The 18,238-nt window shown below is 40.9% G+C and carries 12 protein-coding genes and 1 pseudogene; 8 read left to right on the top strand and 5 right to left on the bottom strand.

Annotation, left to right across the window (positions count from 1 at the left end):
- The first annotated feature begins 14 nt into the window (after window positions 1-14).
- From kdpA to ACIQXU_RS12255, 4 genes are all read left to right on the top strand, one after another.
- The gene (gene kdpA / locus ACIQXU_RS12270; RefSeq protein ID WP_402989627.1) at window positions 15-1,688 is read left to right on the top strand and encodes a potassium-transporting ATPase subunit KdpA; all 1,674 of its coding nucleotides are present in this window, start codon (window positions 15-17) and stop codon (window positions 1,686-1,688) included.
- Window positions 1,689-1,710: 22 nt separating this feature from the next.
- Window positions 1,711-3,750 carry a potassium-transporting ATPase subunit KdpB gene (gene kdpB, locus ACIQXU_RS12265; RefSeq protein ID WP_402989624.1) on the top strand — a complete coding sequence of 680 codons (2,040 nt, stop codon included), beginning with the start codon at window positions 1,711-1,713 and terminating at the stop codon, window positions 3,748-3,750.
- Between the two features lie 24 nt (window positions 3,751-3,774).
- Window positions 3,775-4,332 carry a potassium-transporting ATPase subunit KdpC gene (gene kdpC / locus ACIQXU_RS12260; RefSeq protein WP_402989621.1) on the top strand — a complete coding sequence of 186 codons (558 nt, stop codon included), beginning with the start codon at window positions 3,775-3,777 and terminating at the stop codon, window positions 4,330-4,332.
- 61 nt (window positions 4,333-4,393) lie between these two features.
- Entirely contained in the window at window positions 4,394-6,718 is a 2,325-nt protein-coding gene (locus ACIQXU_RS12255) for a histidine kinase (protein WP_402989618.1), read from the top strand.
- 471 nt (window positions 6,719-7,189) lie between these two features.
- Here ACIQXU_RS12255 and ACIQXU_RS12250 read toward each other — a convergent pair whose 3' ends face one another.
- Window positions 7,190-7,624: an SDR family NAD(P)-dependent oxidoreductase gene (locus tag ACIQXU_RS12250; RefSeq protein WP_402989818.1), complete on the bottom strand. Its 435-nt coding sequence runs from the start codon at window positions 7,622-7,624 to the stop codon at window positions 7,190-7,192.
- A 262-nt stretch (window positions 7,625-7,886) separates the two neighbouring features.
- Between ACIQXU_RS12250 and ACIQXU_RS12245 the strand changes: the two genes are divergently transcribed.
- Window positions 7,887-8,219 carry a winged helix-turn-helix transcriptional regulator gene (locus ACIQXU_RS12245; protein WP_402989615.1) on the top strand — a complete coding sequence of 111 codons (333 nt, stop codon included), beginning with the start codon at window positions 7,887-7,889 and terminating at the stop codon, window positions 8,217-8,219.
- 397 nt (window positions 8,220-8,616) lie between these two features.
- Here ACIQXU_RS12245 and ACIQXU_RS12240 read toward each other — a convergent pair.
- Both ACIQXU_RS12240 and ACIQXU_RS12235 read right to left on the bottom strand, forming a co-directional pair.
- Window positions 8,617-9,097: pseudogene (locus tag ACIQXU_RS12240) on the bottom strand (DinB family protein).
- Between the two features lie 84 nt (window positions 9,098-9,181).
- Complete coding sequence (locus tag ACIQXU_RS12235) at window positions 9,182-10,597, bottom strand: PQQ-dependent sugar dehydrogenase (RefSeq protein WP_402989612.1); 1,416 nt, start codon at window positions 10,595-10,597, stop codon at window positions 9,182-9,184.
- A 236-nt stretch (window positions 10,598-10,833) separates the two neighbouring features.
- On the opposite strand from ACIQXU_RS12235, the gene ACIQXU_RS12230 reads away from it, so the two are divergent.
- A complete protein-coding gene (locus ACIQXU_RS12230; protein WP_402989610.1) occupies window positions 10,834-11,493 on the top strand; it encodes a YybS family protein in 660 nt (219 codons plus the stop codon).
- A 249-nt stretch (window positions 11,494-11,742) separates the two neighbouring features.
- On the opposite strand, the gene ACIQXU_RS12225 is transcribed toward ACIQXU_RS12230, so the two are convergent.
- Window positions 11,743-12,933, bottom strand: a complete 1,191-nt coding sequence (locus ACIQXU_RS12225) for an oxalate decarboxylase family bicupin (protein WP_402872514.1) — start codon at window positions 12,931-12,933, stop codon at window positions 11,743-11,745.
- Window positions 12,934-13,087: 154 nt separating this feature from the next.
- The gene (locus tag ACIQXU_RS12220; protein ID WP_402989607.1) at window positions 13,088-13,981 is read right to left on the bottom strand and encodes a LysR family transcriptional regulator; all 894 of its coding nucleotides are present in this window, start codon (window positions 13,979-13,981) and stop codon (window positions 13,088-13,090) included.
- Window positions 13,982-14,216: 235 nt separating this feature from the next.
- Here ACIQXU_RS12220 and ACIQXU_RS12215 point away from each other — a divergent pair, with 235 nt between their 5' ends.
- Together ACIQXU_RS12215 and cysI are read left to right on the top strand one after the other, a co-directional pair.
- Window positions 14,217-16,028, top strand: a complete 1,812-nt coding sequence (locus ACIQXU_RS12215) for an assimilatory sulfite reductase (NADPH) flavoprotein subunit (protein WP_402989605.1) — start codon at window positions 14,217-14,219, stop codon at window positions 16,026-16,028.
- 27 nt (window positions 16,029-16,055) lie between these two features.
- Window positions 16,056-17,786, top strand: a complete 1,731-nt coding sequence (gene cysI, locus ACIQXU_RS12210; protein WP_402989602.1) for an assimilatory sulfite reductase (NADPH) hemoprotein subunit — start codon at window positions 16,056-16,058, stop codon at window positions 17,784-17,786.
- Window positions 17,787-18,238: the final 452 nt, after the last annotated feature.

The following is an 18,238-nucleotide window of genomic DNA, read 5'->3' as shown; positions in this document are numbered from 1 at the left end:
CGGAGGAAATGTAAATGGATTTTTTACAAATCAGTGTGGTGTTGTTTTTGGTAGTGGTCCTAGCCATACCATTGGCCCAATATTTAGCGGCAGTATATTCCCTTGAAACCACAAGGCAAGATCGTATGTTCGGGTGGTTAGAACGAGGCATTTTTAAAATATCTGGTATTAAGACATTTGATATGAATTGGAAGCAATATGCACAGGCATTACTCCTAAGTAACTTAGTCATGTTTGTCATCTCATACATGATTGTACGGCTTCAGGGAGTTTTACCGGGTAATCCAAGTGGGATAGCCAACATGGATCCGTTATTGGCATTCAATACGGCAGCAAGTTTTCTTACTAATACCAATTTACAGCACTATAGCGGAGAATCCGGACTTTCGTATTTATCACAAATGATTGTCATCATCTTCTTGATGTTCACGACACCAGCAACCGGTCTTTCCTTATGCATCGCTTTTTTCAGGGGTTTGACCGGTCAGAGGAGTTTAGGGAACTTTTATGTAGATTTAATTCGTTCAATCACTCGGGTGCTACTGCCTCTCTCCATTTTTGTCAGTTTGGTTCTGGTATCCCAGGGGGTTCCCCAAACCCTTGATCCTACGGTAATCGCTACGACTTTAGAGGGAGCCACCCAACATATCGCAAGAGGGCCTGTGGCTGCACTGGAGTCAATAAAGCACCTTGGCACAAACGGCGGTGGATTCTTCGGTGTCAACTCGGCACATCCATTTGAGAATCCTAATGGATTTACGAATGTATTAGAGATTTTATCGATGTTTCTCATTCCTGCTGCCCTTCCATTAACATTTGGATATATGGCGAAAAATAACAAACAAGGATGGATCTTATTTTCAGCAATGGGACTCATGATGCTTGTCTTCCTAAGTGTGAATTACGCTAGTGAACAAAATGGCAATCCCCGATTGGAGGCAATAGGCCTTTCACAAGAGAGTGGAAACTTAGAGGGGAAAGAAGTGCGATTTGGGATGGCTCAGAGTGCCCTATTTACAACGGTGACTACAGCTGCCACTACAGGTTCAGTTAATAATATGCATGATACGCTGACGCCGCTCGGGAGTATAGCGCCACTGGCCATGATGATGCTGAACTGTGTATTTGGTGGTGATGGGGTAGGCACGATGAACATTCTTATGTATTCCATATTGGCTGTATTCATTGCTGGACTGATGGTCGGGCGTACACCAGAGTTTTTAGGTAAGAAAATTGAAGGGCCGGAAATGAAATTAATAGCCATGACGATCCTTCTACATCCGTTAATCATTTTGGTACCATCTGCTATTGCACTAACGGCACAGATGGGGACATCGGCCATTTCAAATCCAGGTTTCCATGGGCTCTCTCAAATTGTATATGAGTTTACTTCAGCTGCAGCCAATAACGGTTCTGGTTTCGAGGGCTTAGGGGATAATACACCTTTTTGGAACATTTCCACTGGCTTGGTCATGTTGTTTGGCCGTTATTTTTCCATGATAGCCATGATTGCTGTTGCTGGGTCATTACTTGCTAAAAAACGTGTTCCAGAGACGATGGGTACATTTAAAACAGATAATCCTACATTCCTTGTCATTCTTTTATGTACGGTTTTAATTATTGGAGCTTTGACTTTCTTCCCAGTGATTACCCTAGGACCTGTCGCAGAATGGTTAACGATTAGATAAACGATGAAAAGGAGTAGTACAGATGAATACGATGCGTAATGGAAAAGTAAATAATGAAATGCTTTTTGAAGCAATAAAAGATGCTTTCAAAAAAATGAATCCCAGAGCCATGGCACGAAATCCAGTCATGTTTGTGGTGGAAATAGGATTTGTCTTGACCCTTTTTCTGACTATATTTCCCGATTTATTTGGTGGAATATCAGATAGGGGATATACCAGTGCAGTGACTTTCATTTTGCTCCTAACCATCCTGTTTGCCAACTTTGCTGAAGCATTAGCGGAAGGTCGTGGTAAAGCACAAGCGGATAGTCTGAAAAAGACAAAGCTTGATTCAAAAGCAAAGTTAATCCAAAAAGATGGATCTGTAAAGATAATCGTTGCCACGGAACTGCAAAAAGGTGACATGGTTTTAGTGGAGGCCAATGATTTAATTCCTAGTGATGGAGATGTCATTGAAGGGGTGGCTGCTGTTGACGAATCGGCCATAACTGGTGAATCCGCGAATGTCATAAAAGAACCGGGTGGAGACTTCAGTTCTGTTACTGGAGGAACAAAAGTAATGAGTGACTATATAAAAATAAAAGTTAGTAGTGATCCGGGGGAGTCATTCCTGGATCGAATGATTGACTTGGTAGAAGGAGCTAAACGGCAAAAAACACCGAATGAAATTGCACTTAGTACACTCCTTGTGAGTTTGACGCTTATCTTTTTGCTTGTTTGCGTGACACTCGTACCTATTGCTTCCTATATTAAAGTGACATTGCCAATCGCAACTTTGGTGGCATTATTGGTATGTTTAATCCCAACAACCATAGGGGGTCTTCTTTCAGCGATAGGCATAGCTGGAATGGACAGAGTGACACAATTCAATGTGATTGCCAAATCGGGCAAATCGGTAGAAGCTGCAGGAGACATCAATACTATCATTCTCGATAAAACAGGCACGATCACACATGGTAACCGGATGGCTCATGCCTTGCTGCCAGTACAGGGTGTGAATCAGAAGGAACTTACTACATTCGCAGCCTATTCATCCTTACATGATGAGACACCGGAAGGCCGCTCTGTTGTCGAATTTGCCAAAAGATCAGGATTACTTGAAAAAGAATTGGAAAAAAGTGACTCGGAAGGCATTGACTTTACGGCAGAAACGAGGATGAGCGGGACAGATTTTTCCGATGGAAGAATCGTCAGAAAAGGTGCCGTCGATTCAATAAAGAACTATATAAAGCAAGAAGGCGGAAACATTCCCAGCGATTTGCAAGACATTAGTGATGAAGTAGCAAGCCAAGGGGGAACGCCCTTAGTAGTCGCAGAAGGAAATCGGATCCTAGGTGTCATTTATTTGAAAGATACCGTTAAAGCAGGTATGAAAGAGCGATTTGATGAATTGAGGAAAATGGGCATCAAAACCGTCATGTGTACCGGAGATAATCCTTTAACGGCCGCCACAATCGCGAAAGAAGCCGGGGTAGACGATTACATTGCAGAGGCAAAGCCGGAAGATAAAATTGCCGTAATTAAGCGTGAACAAGCGGAAGGCAAACTTGTCGCGATGACCGGGGATGGCACGAACGATGCCCCTGCATTGGCACAGGCAGATGTGGGGCTAGCAATGAATACAGGAACAAATGCAGCCAAAGAAGCAGCAAACATGGTGGATCTGGATTCAGATCCTACAAAAATTATTGAAGTAGTGGCGATTGGAAAACAGTTACTCATGACACGTGGAGCATTAACAACGTTCAGCATTGCCAATGATGTGGCTAAATACTTTGCGATCATACCAGCTATGTTCATGCTGGCTATCCCGCAAATGAATGCCTTAAATATAATGGGATTAGCCACACCGCAAAGTGCGATATTATCAGCATTGATATTCAATGCCATTATTATCCCGCTCCTGATCCCGTTAGCCATGAAGGGTGTAAAATATGTTCCAATGAGCGCTTCAAGATTATTGACTAAGAATTTGTTTCTTTATGGATTAGGTGGCGTGGTCGTTCCTTTCATTGGCATTAAATGTATAGACCTAATACTTGAACTGTTTAAAGTAGCTTAAAATCAAATATAAGGGTGAGAATAGATGTTGAAAAATATACGTGTAGTTTTTGTGCTATTCATGATATGTGGTATGGCTTATCCGTTACTCATAACGGGACTTTCACAAGTGATGATGCCTGCACAAGCTGAAGGCAGCTTAATTAAAAATGAAAAAGGGAAAATCATCGGGTCAGAATTAATTGGTCAATCTTTTGAAGAGGCTGGCTATTTTCATGGCCGGGTTTCTTCTATAGAATACGACGCTGCAGGTTCAGGGTCGCCAAACTATTCACCATCTAATGAAGAAATGATCAAACGAACCAAAAGTGAAATGTCTGAATTTCTAAAAGCGAATCCTTCTATTAAAAAAGAGGAAATACCTTCTGACTTGATGACAAACTCTGGGTCAGGTCTTGATCCAAATATTTCTCCAAGAGGAGCACTTGTTCAGGTTCCGCGTATCGCAAAAGAGAGGGATATATCTGAACAAAGTTTATATAATCTAGTCGAAGAAAATACGGAAAATCGTTCATTTGGACTTTTCGGCGAACCTCATATTAATGTGTTGAAATTAAATATTGCTTTGGATGATCTAAAATGATCGAGTTTAGGAGAGTTCTATTTTCTCCTATTAATCTAGAAAGGAATCTGGGGGTAGTTATATGAACGAACACTTTCGAAGGAAAACACCAGATGAAATTCTACAATCTATTTCCGACATCAAAAAAGGCAGACTGAAGATTATACTCGGATCTGTTAGTGGGTCCGGAAAAACCTATCATTTGCTTATGGAAGGAAATGAGTTGAAAGGGCGTGGTATTGACGTAGTTATCGGGATTATTAGTGATGGGTGTAACCAAATGACAATGGAGCAAGTAGGTTGCCTAGAGGCAGTCCCCACAATTGAATGGAAGAGTAATGGACTTATCAGGAAAGATTTACATGTAGCTGAAATTCAAAAAAGAAATCCTGAAGTGGTTTTAGTTGACCAGTTAGCTCACAAAAACCGGCCGTCTGCTAAAAATCCGACTAGATTAGAAGATGTTATGGAATTAATAAAAAGTGATATCAGCGTTATCACAACAATAAATATTTATGAATTGAAAGGAGTAAAGAAAGTTGCTGAACACCTACTGAATCTCCCGCTTCATGTAAGTGAGATCCTACCCGAGAATACGTTGACGCTGGCTGACGAAGTACGCCTCTTGGATGTGACACCCGAAGCAATACTTAAACGTCTGCAAGAAGGAAAAATCATGGAAAACAACAAGAAAACAGAAGCCGATATGAAACTATATAATCGAGATAACTTAGCGGTTCTTAGGGAGCTGTCACTCCGTTTTTTGGCTGGAGAAGTAGAAGAAGATCTTACTGAACATAGAGAACAGGAAGGGTTAATGGGACCATCAGGTGCTTCTGAACGAATCTTGGTATGTGTACAATACCATTGGAATGGCTCCATTTTAATTCGAAGAGGCGATCAAATAGCCAAACGATTAAGCGGAGATTTAGTGGTGGTTAGCTTTATTCCAAGTCAGAAAGAGCTATCTAAAGAGGAGTCGTTATTTAAAAGTTCTATACAAAAACTTATCGTAAAGCTAAATGGGAAGTTTGAAGAAAGAGTCATAAATGGGGGTGATATTGCAAAAGAAATCGTTGGATATGCCATGAAGCACTATATAACCCGGATTATTCTGGGTCAATCCAAAAGGACGAGATGGGAAGAAATCATCCATGGTTCTATAGTCAATAAGATATTGGGCCAAACGAAAAACATTGATGTATGTGTTGTAGCGGATAGGACAAAAGGAGAAGGGGAAAGGGTATTGCCTGCCGTTCAGTCAAAAAAAAAGAAAAAGAATCCATACCGTAGACTCTCGCCTGAAGAAATAAAAGAAAAAATACAGGGAGTGAAAAGAGGAACATTAAAGGTGTATATTGGTTCTGCTCCTGGCGTAGGGAAAACATATACCATGCTGAGGGAGGCCAATCAATTAAAGAAAAGTGAAATTGATATTGTGATTGGATTATTGGAGACACATGGTCGTAAAGAAACGGCATCCCAAGTTGACACGTTAGAAACAATACCCCGGAAACAGGTTCCGTATAAGAACGTCGTGTTAGAGGAAATGGATCTTGACAGAATCATCATCCGTAATCCTGAAGTTGTGCTGGTAGATGAATTGGCTCATACAAATGTGCCAGGAAGTAAGAACCAAAAACGTTATCAAGACGTTTTGAACATATTGGAGTCTGGGATATCCGTTATTTCTACTATGAATATTCAACATGTAGAAAGCTTGAATGATAGTGTAGAGCAAATTACAGGGGTTCGCGTACGTGAAACGGTTCCTGACAGGATTCTACAATTGGCCGATGAGCTTGAATTAATTGATGTCTCCCCAAAGGCGCTTAGGCAGCGAATGCAAGAAGGGAATATTTATACCATGGATAAAGTGGAGCAGTCCTTGAATAATTTTTTTAAGACTCGAAATCTTATCGCCTTGAGAGAACTTGCACTCCGTGAATTAGCAGATGATGTAGACGATAGGTTAGAATCATTCAAGCGAAAAGAAGGGGTAAGGGGCCCTTGGAGAAAAGCAGAAGTAATCTTTGTTTGCGTTAACCTTAAACCAGACTCTGAGCGTTTGATTAGGAGGGGCTTTCGGATAGCCTATCGACTTAAAGCAAAGTGGTATGTAGTGTATGTGAAGGATCAACGAACATTACCTAATGACAAGCAAATTATATTGGATAAAATAAAGAACCTTACGAAACGATTAGGTGGTACTTTCGAAATGTATTCAACAACCAACAGGCGAATGGTGGTAAGTGAAATCACTAAACAATTACAAGACAAAAAAGCTACACAAGTCATCATTGGACATTCAGCAAAAGAAAGGTGGCAAGAAATCATTCAAGGTTCGATTGTCGCACAACTTTTAAGAGAAGCAAGACACCTCGATGTTTTAATTGTGGCGGATTGAATGGACGTTCACGAGTGATGTATATTCATAGAATGAAGTTCCTGCATTAATGAAACCTAATGAACATTCAACAGGCGGTGTGTTCCCAGACACTTTCTTTCTGATTGCTTGTGTTTGAATGAATATCGCTCCAATTAACTCTAACTGATTTATGTCAAAATATTGAGTTATAGGGAATGTATATAGAGCTTCATTTGTATTTAAACGACTGAAAATTATCTGCTTAGGTAACTACGAGGCAGCTTTCTGTAATATATGAGTCTTCTGATGTCATAAACATGGCAGAATATTATTTTGAGAAGGATTCATATTTTGATTTAATGATAAATATCCACAAGAACGAAGTATAGAGAAACCCCAAACAATGCAGGTTTCTCTTCTCTTTTCTAATTAAATGGACCAATAGCAATCATCCGTCTATTATTAACTCGCATAAAATCCATATCCTCTAGTTTATATCCGTTTTTGCTTTTAAAGCCTGCTTCCACCAGAGGCATCAATAACTTGCCCCGTGATCCATCGTGCTTCCTCAGATGCTACAAATGCAACGATATCGGCAACATCTTCAGTGGTGCCCACTCTAGAGAATGCAGAAAATGCCTCCGCTCCGGCCCGTCCTTCTGGGGTGGCGAGCATATCCTCGTTCATATCAGTAGCCGTAATTCCCGGGGCCACTGCATTCACAGTAATGCCTTTGGATGCAAAATGGGGAGCTAAGGCCAAAGTAAGTGTGTCTATGGCTCCCTTGGAAGCAGAATAAATGGTATGCATGGGACCAGCCACACGAGTAAAGCCAGAAAAAATGTTAATGATTCGTCCACCGTTCCGAATAAATGGGCTAGCTGCTTGAGTAATGAAGTACGGAGCTTTAAGGTTAACATTCATGACATCTTCAAACGCCCCTATCCCACGACTTGCCCTGTAACCAATGCCACTTTACCATTGAATTTTCCTTTATTCGTCGACATATCATCTACTCCTTTAAAGATAAATTGAATGCATAATCCATACTAAAAGATTATAATCATTCTGAATAGTACGATATTTTTGTATCGTTACGATTAAATGGGTTATCAAGAAAGGCGAACAGCCATTAAATGCAGGCTTGTTTTTTATGGTGACGGATAGAGGTTATAGGAACGTAGAGTAAAGGAAGAGGTGGAGTTCCATGATTGAATTAACAAGTGCTGACTTAACTTGCCCGTTCACTACAGCTCAGAAAGTATTATCGGGTAAATGGTCCCTCGTAATTATCTTTCATCTAAAGGACGGACCCATACGATTCAACGAACTGTTAAGGAAATTTGACGGCTTAACGCACTCGTCACTGACTAAACAACTGGAAAACTTTCAGCTTATTCACCGTGAGGTCTATCATCAAGTTCCGCCAAAAGTGGAATACTCCCTAACCGATTTGGGGGAAAAGCTCTTTCCAACGATTAATGAGCTCACAGAATGGGGAAGCAAGTATATCGATAATTGCAAGAGTGTTGAAAGATAACCGAAACCAGGCCACATTACGTTTGTAGTCGGTCGTTCATGACTTATTCGAATGCATTGGGTGGATTAAATGGAAGCATGGGCGGCATGATGTAACACCCCATAAAACCCCTTGATAATAAGGGGTAAGAAAGTTCATATGAACAATATACAAAACTACGTCGGACATAACCTGAACCGCCGTATAGAGAACGGTACTGACTGGTGTGAGAGGTCGGAGGCTAGGCGTCTCCTCCTACTCGAGTATTCAACTAATGTCCCTGTTTGTTTAATTATAATGCTTCACAAATACTTTTTGCTCCACAAAAAAAAGTCCCGTCAGTAAACAATAAAGGTGATGCACTTTAGAGCATCGTTTCCGCTAATAAACCAGAAAAATAAACTATTATCTATTTGGATTATTTTTTAGAATTAGAAGAAAGACCTCGTCCGATAAGGTTTGCAGAAACAGGCTTTCTTCCCAATTCTCTTGCCCAAATGGATAGTTGTCCTATATGATGCATGAACAATGGTATGTCTCATAACTTCCCCCCAAGTATCCGTTACAATTCTTCCATCTGGCAGGGTATCATAAAATAATTGATTTTCCATACTTACATCCCAGTTATTCACAAAGTCCTCCACTTCTAAATGAAATTCTGCGTCCAATTGTCGAACCTTATTCAAGCTTTTATAATTATGGAAACTCTCCTGAAAATCAGTTTTCCCCTGTAAGAGACGTATCCAGCTCCACTCGACATCAATAATATGGAAAAGTGTATGTAATATACTTCCCATTCCACCTGTTCGGTTTTGCAAAAGCTCTTCTTCACTTAACTCTTCACACCAACGATACCAGTCTTTTCTTACCATCCAGTTATATCTGAAAAGTGTTTTCAATAAAAACCCTCCACAATAAGAAAATAATAAACTGATTTCACAAGCCCTCAATGGCTTCAGGGTGTTTTTGCTTTGATAAGTTCGTCACGGAATAATTTCAAAAATAGTACCTTGGTTATAATCATTCACTTTCATCGAACCATAAACCCCTAAATATAGTGTAGTTTGATCAAGATTCGTTCCCAAGCTCACATAATAAGCTGATCGGGAACCAAAATTATAATCGGTTTGAATCACGTTATAATCATTTCGTTTACAATCTTCCCTTATACTAGTGTAAGCTAAAACCCCTCTAGCCGGAGATTGACTTTCTTCCTTCCGGGCAAGATCAGTAAACAGAACATTTCCTGCTAAGGCGGGGATTTTATCCCCCATATAGGGTTGCACTCCTGTCAGTGCAGTTCCTCCAAATTTATCGGGTCGGGGATCTTTATGAAAATAACTAGTCACAGGTTCAAGACGATTTCCTGAAACTTTTAGTGCCTCATCATAATAAGCCATTGTTTTCTCTTCCAAAGTTGGATTCGCAGAGCAACCCTTTACAATTGGAGTAGGGAGGATACCTTCCCACGCTCGCCAGCCAAAGTTAATCAATCCTTCTTGGCCCGCTTCAGATTTCATGAGGAAAGCTCGAGCAAGATGGGTAACCGGTATTGGTTTATACGGACCGAATGAAAAAATGGACTCTACCACATCCTGTCCGACATTTCCCGCATATTTGATGTACTGATTATTAAATCTTTGAAATGAAATGCCAGGTATATTCCGTACGCCTTTAACAATCATCGTAAGTGTTTCCTGAATAGGTAGGGGAAGTTCATTGAACCGTGTGACGATGGGGGCATTTCGGATGAATGTATTCTTACCTACATCAATTTCAATTATTTTACCGGCGATTTCCATGTCGTTCTGGCTTAAATTGAATGGATCAAAGCCTGATCCACCATCCCCTGTGGTTAAAACGAGTTTTCCTGTTTCAGGTGAAAAGTTTAAGCTATTTACACCATTATGATTAGAAAATGGTCTTCTTATGTTTAGTAATGTACGTCGTTGTTGAGGTTCACCATTCGAAGGTAAAACCCATTCTTCCAAAGTATCAATATGGTCATATTGAGTTTCTCTATCGTCCCACTTTAGGTTTAACGTCCTTAAATCGCACGGGTTAGGTGAAAAAGAATCAGGAAGAGCACCAGGGCCCTGTGCTCCAGCTACTGAATAATGAAGGTAAAACAGACCGTTATCATAAAATTGGGGATGAAAAGCTAGTCCTAGCAAACCGCGTTCATCATATCCACCTCTAGAAGCACCTAGTTTTACGATACGCAGGCGAATATCAATAAACGTCCGTATAACTCCGTCTCTTATATAAAAAATTTCCCCTACTTGGGTTGCGATGAATATTGTTTCTTTTGAGTCACCCGGGAGTATCGCTGTTTTCAAAACAGTCGGTAAATTTATCTTACTTACAATGGGCCGTAAACCAACCTTCACTCTTTTCAATAAATTTACACTCCTTCTTCGTTTTTCTTTTATTAAGATATGATTAGACCTGTTTTATTAATACCAAATAATGAAGGAGCGAACTAGGAGTTGACCATCTTTTCGTAGCCAGCTAGAAAAAGAGGTTGTCATAATGTACTATGCCTTCATAAATCAGTTATCTATCGTTAAGTTGGATAGATATCCAGTGATTTTTAGATAAAACAGTGAATAGTATAAGGTTAGGTTACTATTTGATGGAGGTGGGATTTCTGAAGAGGGTAAAAAGTATAGCCGTACAGTATTGGCAGCATCCTTTTTTTGAAATCAAACGTGACTTTACGGAATGGTTACCTACCACTAAACTAATACTCACCGCGATATTAAGTTCGTTTGCAGCCATATTTCAATCAGCAGGGGGATATATGCCCGGCATTGGTTTTGTCGTAAGTGCGATGACGACATTACCTATATGTTTAGCAACGATTGTATCGGTCAGATACGGATTTCTTTCTTATTCTGTGACAATCCTTCTGGTATTGTTTATCCAGCCTAGCGAACTACTTATTTTTTCCTTCACAACGGGTATTCTAGGATGGGTACTTGGTGTTTCCTTCTATAAGTCGAAAACAAGGCTAATGGTTGTTTTCTTGTCGGGAGTTACCTTATTTATGGGAATCATAGCGATTCTTTTCATTTTCCGCTTTCCTGTGTTAGGCCCAGGCTTTGGTACGTCTTTTCATTTTCCATCCTTATTTCTCATAGCGGTTTTCAGTATTCTGTATGCATGGATAGCAGCAGAAGCTTGTTCGTTTGTTCTGAAGCGATTGGCTCAAACCCTGCCTGATAGAGTGATCAAGCGGGTGAATGATGTTCAGGACAGGAAATCCAGAAAAAATGTAAAAGTGAAAAAATAGAGCCGTAGCGAACCTGCTTGGGCTCTATTTCCTGTGAAACTTAAGAAAAATGGTTTGGCTATCGAGAATAGACTCCTGGAGTACTTCATTTAACGAAGCAACAGATCCACCTACAAGTATAGTGAGAAAGTAAATCACCAGGCGTTCGAGAGAAACAGAGCGTTCTAACAAGAAGAAACAGGGTTCCTTTATTAAAGGGACCCAGTTCGAAGAAGTAATCGTATTTGTTAGTTGAAAGGTTCCTAATCATTATTCGAAATCATTGTACGTATATCCCGGGAATTTGACCACTTCCCATTTCTTTTTCCTTAATGCGTCCAACACTTCAGATCCCACATTTAAATTACTTTCCACAATTTCTTTAGGAACCAATGCCATCCACTGTGTTAATGAAATATCGGCATATTTGGGGCTTTTGAATACTTCTAGGTACGTAAGCGTCTCGCTGCCTGTATTTTGGATATAATGTCCAAAGCAGAACGGCATGTACCCAACATCTCCTGCTCTTACATCAAACGTACGAGCTGTTCCATCAGCTGCATACCCGGTCATCCGTCCTTGGCCAGTCAGGAAGTATTGCCATTCATCATTATTCGGATGCCAGTGTAATTCCCTCATGGCTCCCGGCAAGACTTCGACAAGAGCTACAGATATATTTTCCGACACGGGGAAATTGGTGGAATCCGCCACACGGACCGATCCCCCTGGAGATGTAACAGGTTCTTGACCAAGGAGGCTATGCGTAAAATTCCGGGTACCGAAAGGATCTGGAATCGCTACTTGATCGATTGGACCGGGAACTTCCCCTTGATAAATGTACTTTTCCTGTTTCGGGATATCTTTAAATGCACTTTCCGGTACACCAAAATTAGCAGATAGAACTTCTTTAGGGGTATGGGCGAACCAATCTGAGATTGCGAAGGTGTCTAAATCCGAGAAAGCCCCGTTATCAAACACCAATAAAAACTCACACCCTTCCTCCAAACCTTGAATCGAGTGGGGGATGCCAGGTGGGAAATACCATAGGTCGCCAACACCAACGTCTGCAATGAAGTTTTTCCCATTCTGGTCTACAGCGGTTATCCTCGCTCTGCCTGCAAGCATAAAACTCCATTCGACTTCTTTATGCCAATGCAGTTCCCTTACGCCACCTGGCGTTAAACGCATATTAACTCCTGCAAGTGTCGTGGCGACCGGCAATTCACGTATTGTAATCTGTCTTGACCATCCACCGTGCTTTAAAACCATATTCGTGTCGGAGAAGGAAAACCGTAAATTCGGAACAGTTCCCTCATCCGTCACTGGGGGCACAAGCATATCCGGATTTTCCAATGCTCGTAAAATATCACGTGGTCCGAGATCTGTTGCACCAGCACCGTCAGCTCGAATCGGTTCAGGTATTCTATCCGCATACACTGTAAAATCAATCGGCTTCGTCAATGATTTACCTCCTTAATCCATCCCGTTTAATTGAAATTAAACAGTACTACATGATGTATATTACTCACATTACTTTTCAATGCCAGTAAGAACAGGTTGCATTTGGAAGTTAATACTTATATGACGTTTCCTCCCTTTATATTTCGTTTGATTCTTATTGTGTTGGCCATTTTTGTTTTAACGAACTTATAAAAGTTTGAACGTTTTTCTTATCTTTCATAATAGGAGAGTAAACATAGGAAAGCGTACGTGGAAACGTCTCATTTTTCACCTGTAAGATAGAAAGGATATGATGCTGTACATCTCTTTCTATGACACTACGGGACAGGAGAGAGAGACCCATTCCATTTTTTATAAGTGTTTCTTTAATTCCTTGGTTACTACTGATGGTCAGGAGCGACTTGACTTTCAGCCCGTTTGAACGGATAAGGTGGTTCAGGTATTCACGGGTACCCGATCCTACTTCTCGAGTGACCCATGCCTGATTTTGCAGGTCGGATATCGTTAGATCTTTTTTATTAGCTAGTTCATGTTTGTTGGAGGAAACGATAAATAATTCATCTTGCATGAAGGAGTGCACGGAAAGCTCCTTTTCATTGGTCTGGCCTTCAATCAAGCCTATATCCACTTTGTATAACTGGACGGATTGAACGATTTCTTCCGTATTTCCTATCATGACTTGAAGCTCGAGTTCGGGATAGTCATTTTGCAGATCGATGAGTAAAGAGGGGAGTATATACTCGCCAATTGTAAAACTAGCACCAATCTTTAATTCTCCTTTTATCGTGTTGTGACGCTCCTCGATGTCTCGTCTCGTTTGTTCGTAAATCGTGATCATCTGCTTTGCCCGCTCGTATAAAATTTCTCCGGTTGGGGTGATTTTTATATATTTTGGCGATCGCAGAAGCAATTTTGTCTGAAACTCTTGTTCCAGTTTTTTTATATGTAAACTAACATTGGGCTGTGACATTAGAAGTCTATCGGCAGTTTTTGTGAAATTTTTGACTTCGACAAGGGTTACAAACGTTTTTAATGCATCGTAATACAAATATATCCCACCTAATCATTAGTATTCCTAATAGTTTAAATAACATATATATATTTTACTAATGATTTTACATCTGGTAAAGTTTAACTAGAAATATATAGAATTGAAAAAATGTCGTTTCATTATTGTTATGCTTGTATACTAGAATAAAAGGTTATGCGACTATAACGATAATTATTTGAATATTCGTTATACATAAAATGATAGTTATTATTCTTTTGCGAGGTGGAAATCGTTGCAACTTCAGGTAATGAACAGTCCGTTTAACCAAGAACAAGTAGAACTTCTTAATCGTCTTTTGCCAACTTTGACAGAAACGCAAAAAGTTTGGCTGAACGGTTATTTGTCTGCGACGCAGTCTTTTTCTGCGATAACAGAGGCACCACTGCAAGAACTTCTTGTTAAACAACAAGAAAAGACAATATCAAAAGAAGTGACCATTCTCTACGGATCCCAGACAGGCAACGCCCAAAGGATTGCGGAGAACGCGGCTAAGAAGTTAGAGGAAAAAGGCTTTCAAGTAGCCGTTTCCTCCATGAGTGATTTCAAGCCGAATCAGTTGAAGAAAGTCAAAAACCTTCTTATTGCAGTTAGTACACATGGTGAAGGTGACCCGCCGGATAATGCTTTGACGTTTCATGAATTTGTGAATGGAAGACGTGCACCGAAACTGGATGATCTCCATTTTTCCGTGTTGTCGCTTGGTGATAGCTCGTATGAGTTTTTCTGCCAAACGGGCAAGGACTTCGATGAGCGTTTGGAAGAGCTTGGTGGCAAAAGGCTTTATCCTCGCGTTGATTGCGATTTGGATTATGATGAACCTGCAACGGAGTGGCTAGAAGGTGTTATTGCGAGCTTAAGTGAGGCCGGGGAAGCGGCTATTGTTGCTCCTGCTGAGCAATCAGTTGTTGGTGAATCCGTATATTCAAGAAAAAATCCATTCAAAGCCGAAGTTCTGGAAAACTTGAATTTGAATGGCCGAGGTTCAAATAAAGAAACATGTCATCTGGAGTTGTCGCTAGAAGGCTCTGGACTCACATTTGAGCCTGGTGATAGTCTTGGTGTATATCCAGAAAATGATCCTGCACTTGTAGACCTTATTCTTGAAGAGATCGAGTGGGAGCCTGAAGAAAAGGTGACCGTAAACAAACAGGGAGATGTTCTTTCGCTTAAAGAAGCACTCAGCTCCCATTTGGAGATAACTGTTTTGACTAAATCGCTTCTTGAACAGGCGGCACAGCTTTCAAGCAATGAAAAATTACGGGAGCTAGTGTCACCAGGAAATGAAGAAAAACTAAAAGCCTACCGTCAAGGAAGAGATTTGCTTGATTTAATCCGCGACTTTGGTCAATGGGGGGAATCGGCACAGGAGTTCGTCTCCACTCTTCGGAAAATGCCGGCCCGTCTTTATTCGATTGCGAGCTCTTTATCCGCGAATCCAGATGAAGTCCATTTAACAATCGGAACAGTGCGGTACAATACGTATGGACGTGAACGAAATGGAGTTTGTTCTATATTATGTGCGGAACGGTTACAACCAGGTGACACCTTGCCAATCTACATTCAATCTAACCAAAATTTCAAGCTGCCGAGTAATCCAGACACCCCAATCATTATGGTAGGACCAGGTACAGGTGTTGCTCCATTCCGTTCGTTTATGCAAGAACGTGAGGAAGCGGGAATACAAGGTAAATCGTGGATGTTTTTCGGGGATCAGCATTTCGTGACGGATTTCCTTTATCAGACCGAATGGCAAAAGTGGCTGAAATCAGGTGTGTTATCTAAGATGGATGTTGCGTTTTCGCGTGACACCGACGAAAAAGTATATGTACAGAACCGCATGCTTGAACATAGTGGCGAGCTATTCAATTGGTTGCAAGAGGGTGCTGCTGTTTATATTTGCGGTGATGAGAAAAATATGGCACATGATGTCCATGAAACCCTTATAGGAATTATCCAAAAAGAAGGCAGCATGAGCCATGAGGAAGCGGTAAGCTATCTTAGCAACATGCAAAAAGAAAAACGCTATCAGCGAGATGTATACTGATTTCGGACGGAAAGGAGATAAAATAATATGGTGGATCCTTTATTAAAATCAATACTAAAAGCACCAGACGGCCCGCCTAGTGACGTCGAGGAGATAAAAGAAAGAAGTAATTACTTGCGTGGAACGCTCATGGAAGTGATGCAAGACCGAATAAGTGCCGGTATTCCCGATGATGATAATCGTTTGATGAAGCATCACGGCAGTTACTTGCAGGATGATCGGGATCTTCGAAATGAACGACAAAAACAAAAGCTTGAACCAGCTTATCAATTCATGCTCCGTGTACGCATGCCTGGAGGTGTGGCCCAGCCAGCTCAGTGGCTTGTCATGGATGAACTTGCCCAAAAATATGGAAACGGCACGTTAAAGCTGACAACACGTGAAACGTTTCAAATGCATGGCATTTTAAAATGGAATATGAAAAAGACGATACAGGATATTCATGCGTCCATGCTTGATACGATTGCAGCATGCGGTGATGTGAACCGAAACGTCATGTGCAACTCAAATCCCTATCAATCAGAGATACATACGGAAGTATATGAATGGTCAAAAAGGTTGAGTGACTATCTATTGCCTCGAACAAGGGCCTATCATGAAATTTGGCTTGATGAAGAGAAAGTGGTCGGAACACCGGAAGTAGAAGAAGTGGAACCGATGTACGGACCGCTTTATTTACCACGGAAGTTCAAAATTGGAATCGCTGTTCCGCCATCGAATGACATCGATGTATATTCACAAGATTTAGGCTTCATAGCAATCGTTGAAGATACTAAACTTGTAGGATTCAATGTAGCGATAGGCGGGGGCATGGGCATGACTCATGGCGACACTGCGACATATCCTCAGCTTGCCAAGGTAATCGGCTTTTGTACACCAGACCAAATTTTGGATGTGGCGGAAAAGGTCATTACGATTCAACGGGATTATGGGAACCGTTCCATCCGAAAAAATGCCCGCTTCAAGTATACGGTTGATCGACTTGGGGTTGAAACGGTCAAGGCTGAACTGGAAAACCGACTTGGCTGGAACCTGGCTGAAGCGAAGGAATACCATTTCGATCATAATGGGGACCGCTATGGCTGGGTGAAAGGCGTGCAAGGCAAGTGGCATTATACCCTGTTTGTCCAAAGTGGTCGTATTGCCGATTTTGATGATTACAAGCTGATGACAGGCTTGCGTGAAATCGCGAAAGTCCATACAGGGGATATCCGGTTAACAGCCAATCAAAATTTGATTATTGCCAACGTCTCTAGTCAAAAAAAGAAAGAAATCAATGAACTTATGGAACAATACGGTTTGACGGATGGCAAGCATTATTCAGCACTCCGTCGCAGCTCACTTGCATGCGTCGCTCTTCCCACATGCGGATTGGCGATGGCGGAAGCTGAGCGTTATTTACCGGATTTACTTGAGAAAATCGAGAGCATTGTTGATGAAAATGGTCTGCGGGATAAAGAGATTACCATCCGTATGACGGGCTGTCCTAACAGTTGTGCCCGTCCAGCCCTCGCAGAAATAGGCTTTATCGGGAAAGCCCCCGGCAAATACAATATGTATCTCGGAGCGGCCTTTGATGGCAGCCGACTCAGTAAAATGTATCGCGAAAATATTGGTGAAGAAGAAATATTAAGCGAATTGCGTGTACTGCTTTCACGTTATGCAAAAGAACGACAAGAAGGCGAACACTTTGGAAACTTCGTCGTCCGCACGGGAGTCATTAAAGCAACAACAGACGGTATGAATTTTCATGCATAATCAAATATGTATTTGAGACAGGACTTGTGCCTGTCTCTTTTTTGTATTTGTCGAAAAACCGATATTGAATAAACTCGAAGATAGACCGATTATTGAACAATAAGCATTTGAACTTGGTTCTCAATAAGCCCAATCATAAGGCGGTTAAAAAATTGAAATGGGTAAAGGTAGCGTTGAGTAGTTCGATTTTTATTGTAAAACTTTCCTTCCTCCGTATCTTGATAGAATTGGTATTTCTTATTTTGACTTCTGTATTTATCTTTGTAGTTAGGGAATCGACCTTATATAAATATATTAAACGTACCTCCATAATTGATTGAATAATCCAAGATGAATTAAATTGGCTTTTTTGATTGGTGGCATAACTCAAAAGAATTGACCCTGTTTTGATAGTGTAGTAATATCAAGGTATTATTCGGTGTCATAATATAGGGTCATAAATAAAGCGTAAA

It is taken from the genome of Peribacillus sp. NPDC097284 (assembly GCF_044761765.1).
Lineage (GTDB): Bacteria > Bacillota > Bacilli > Bacillales > DSM-1321 > Peribacillus.
The sequence above is the reverse complement of the archived record's forward strand: the minus strand, read 5'-3'. Positions and strand labels throughout refer to the sequence as shown.

Bases quoted from the DNA above. Each gene is read 5' to 3' on its own strand.
- cysI (WP_402989602.1), top strand. From the start codon at position 16,056: ATGGTGGATCCTTTATTAAAATCAATACTAAAAGCACCAGACGGCCCG.
- ACIQXU_RS12230 (WP_402989610.1), top strand. From the start codon at position 10,834: ATGGAGGTGGGATTTCTGAAGAGGGTAAAAAGTATAGCCGTACAGTAT.
- kdpA (WP_402989627.1), top strand. From the start codon at position 15: ATGGATTTTTTACAAATCAGTGTGGTGTTGTTTTTGGTAGTGGTCCTA.
- kdpC (WP_402989621.1), top strand. From the start codon at position 3,775: ATGTTGAAAAATATACGTGTAGTTTTTGTGCTATTCATGATATGTGGT.
- kdpB (WP_402989624.1), top strand. From the start codon at position 1,711: ATGAATACGATGCGTAATGGAAAAGTAAATAATGAAATGCTTTTTGAA.
- ACIQXU_RS12245 (WP_402989615.1), top strand. From the start codon at position 7,887: ATGATTGAATTAACAAGTGCTGACTTAACTTGCCCGTTCACTACAGCT.
- ACIQXU_RS12255 (WP_402989618.1), top strand. From the start codon at position 4,394: ATGAACGAACACTTTCGAAGGAAAACACCAGATGAAATTCTACAATCT.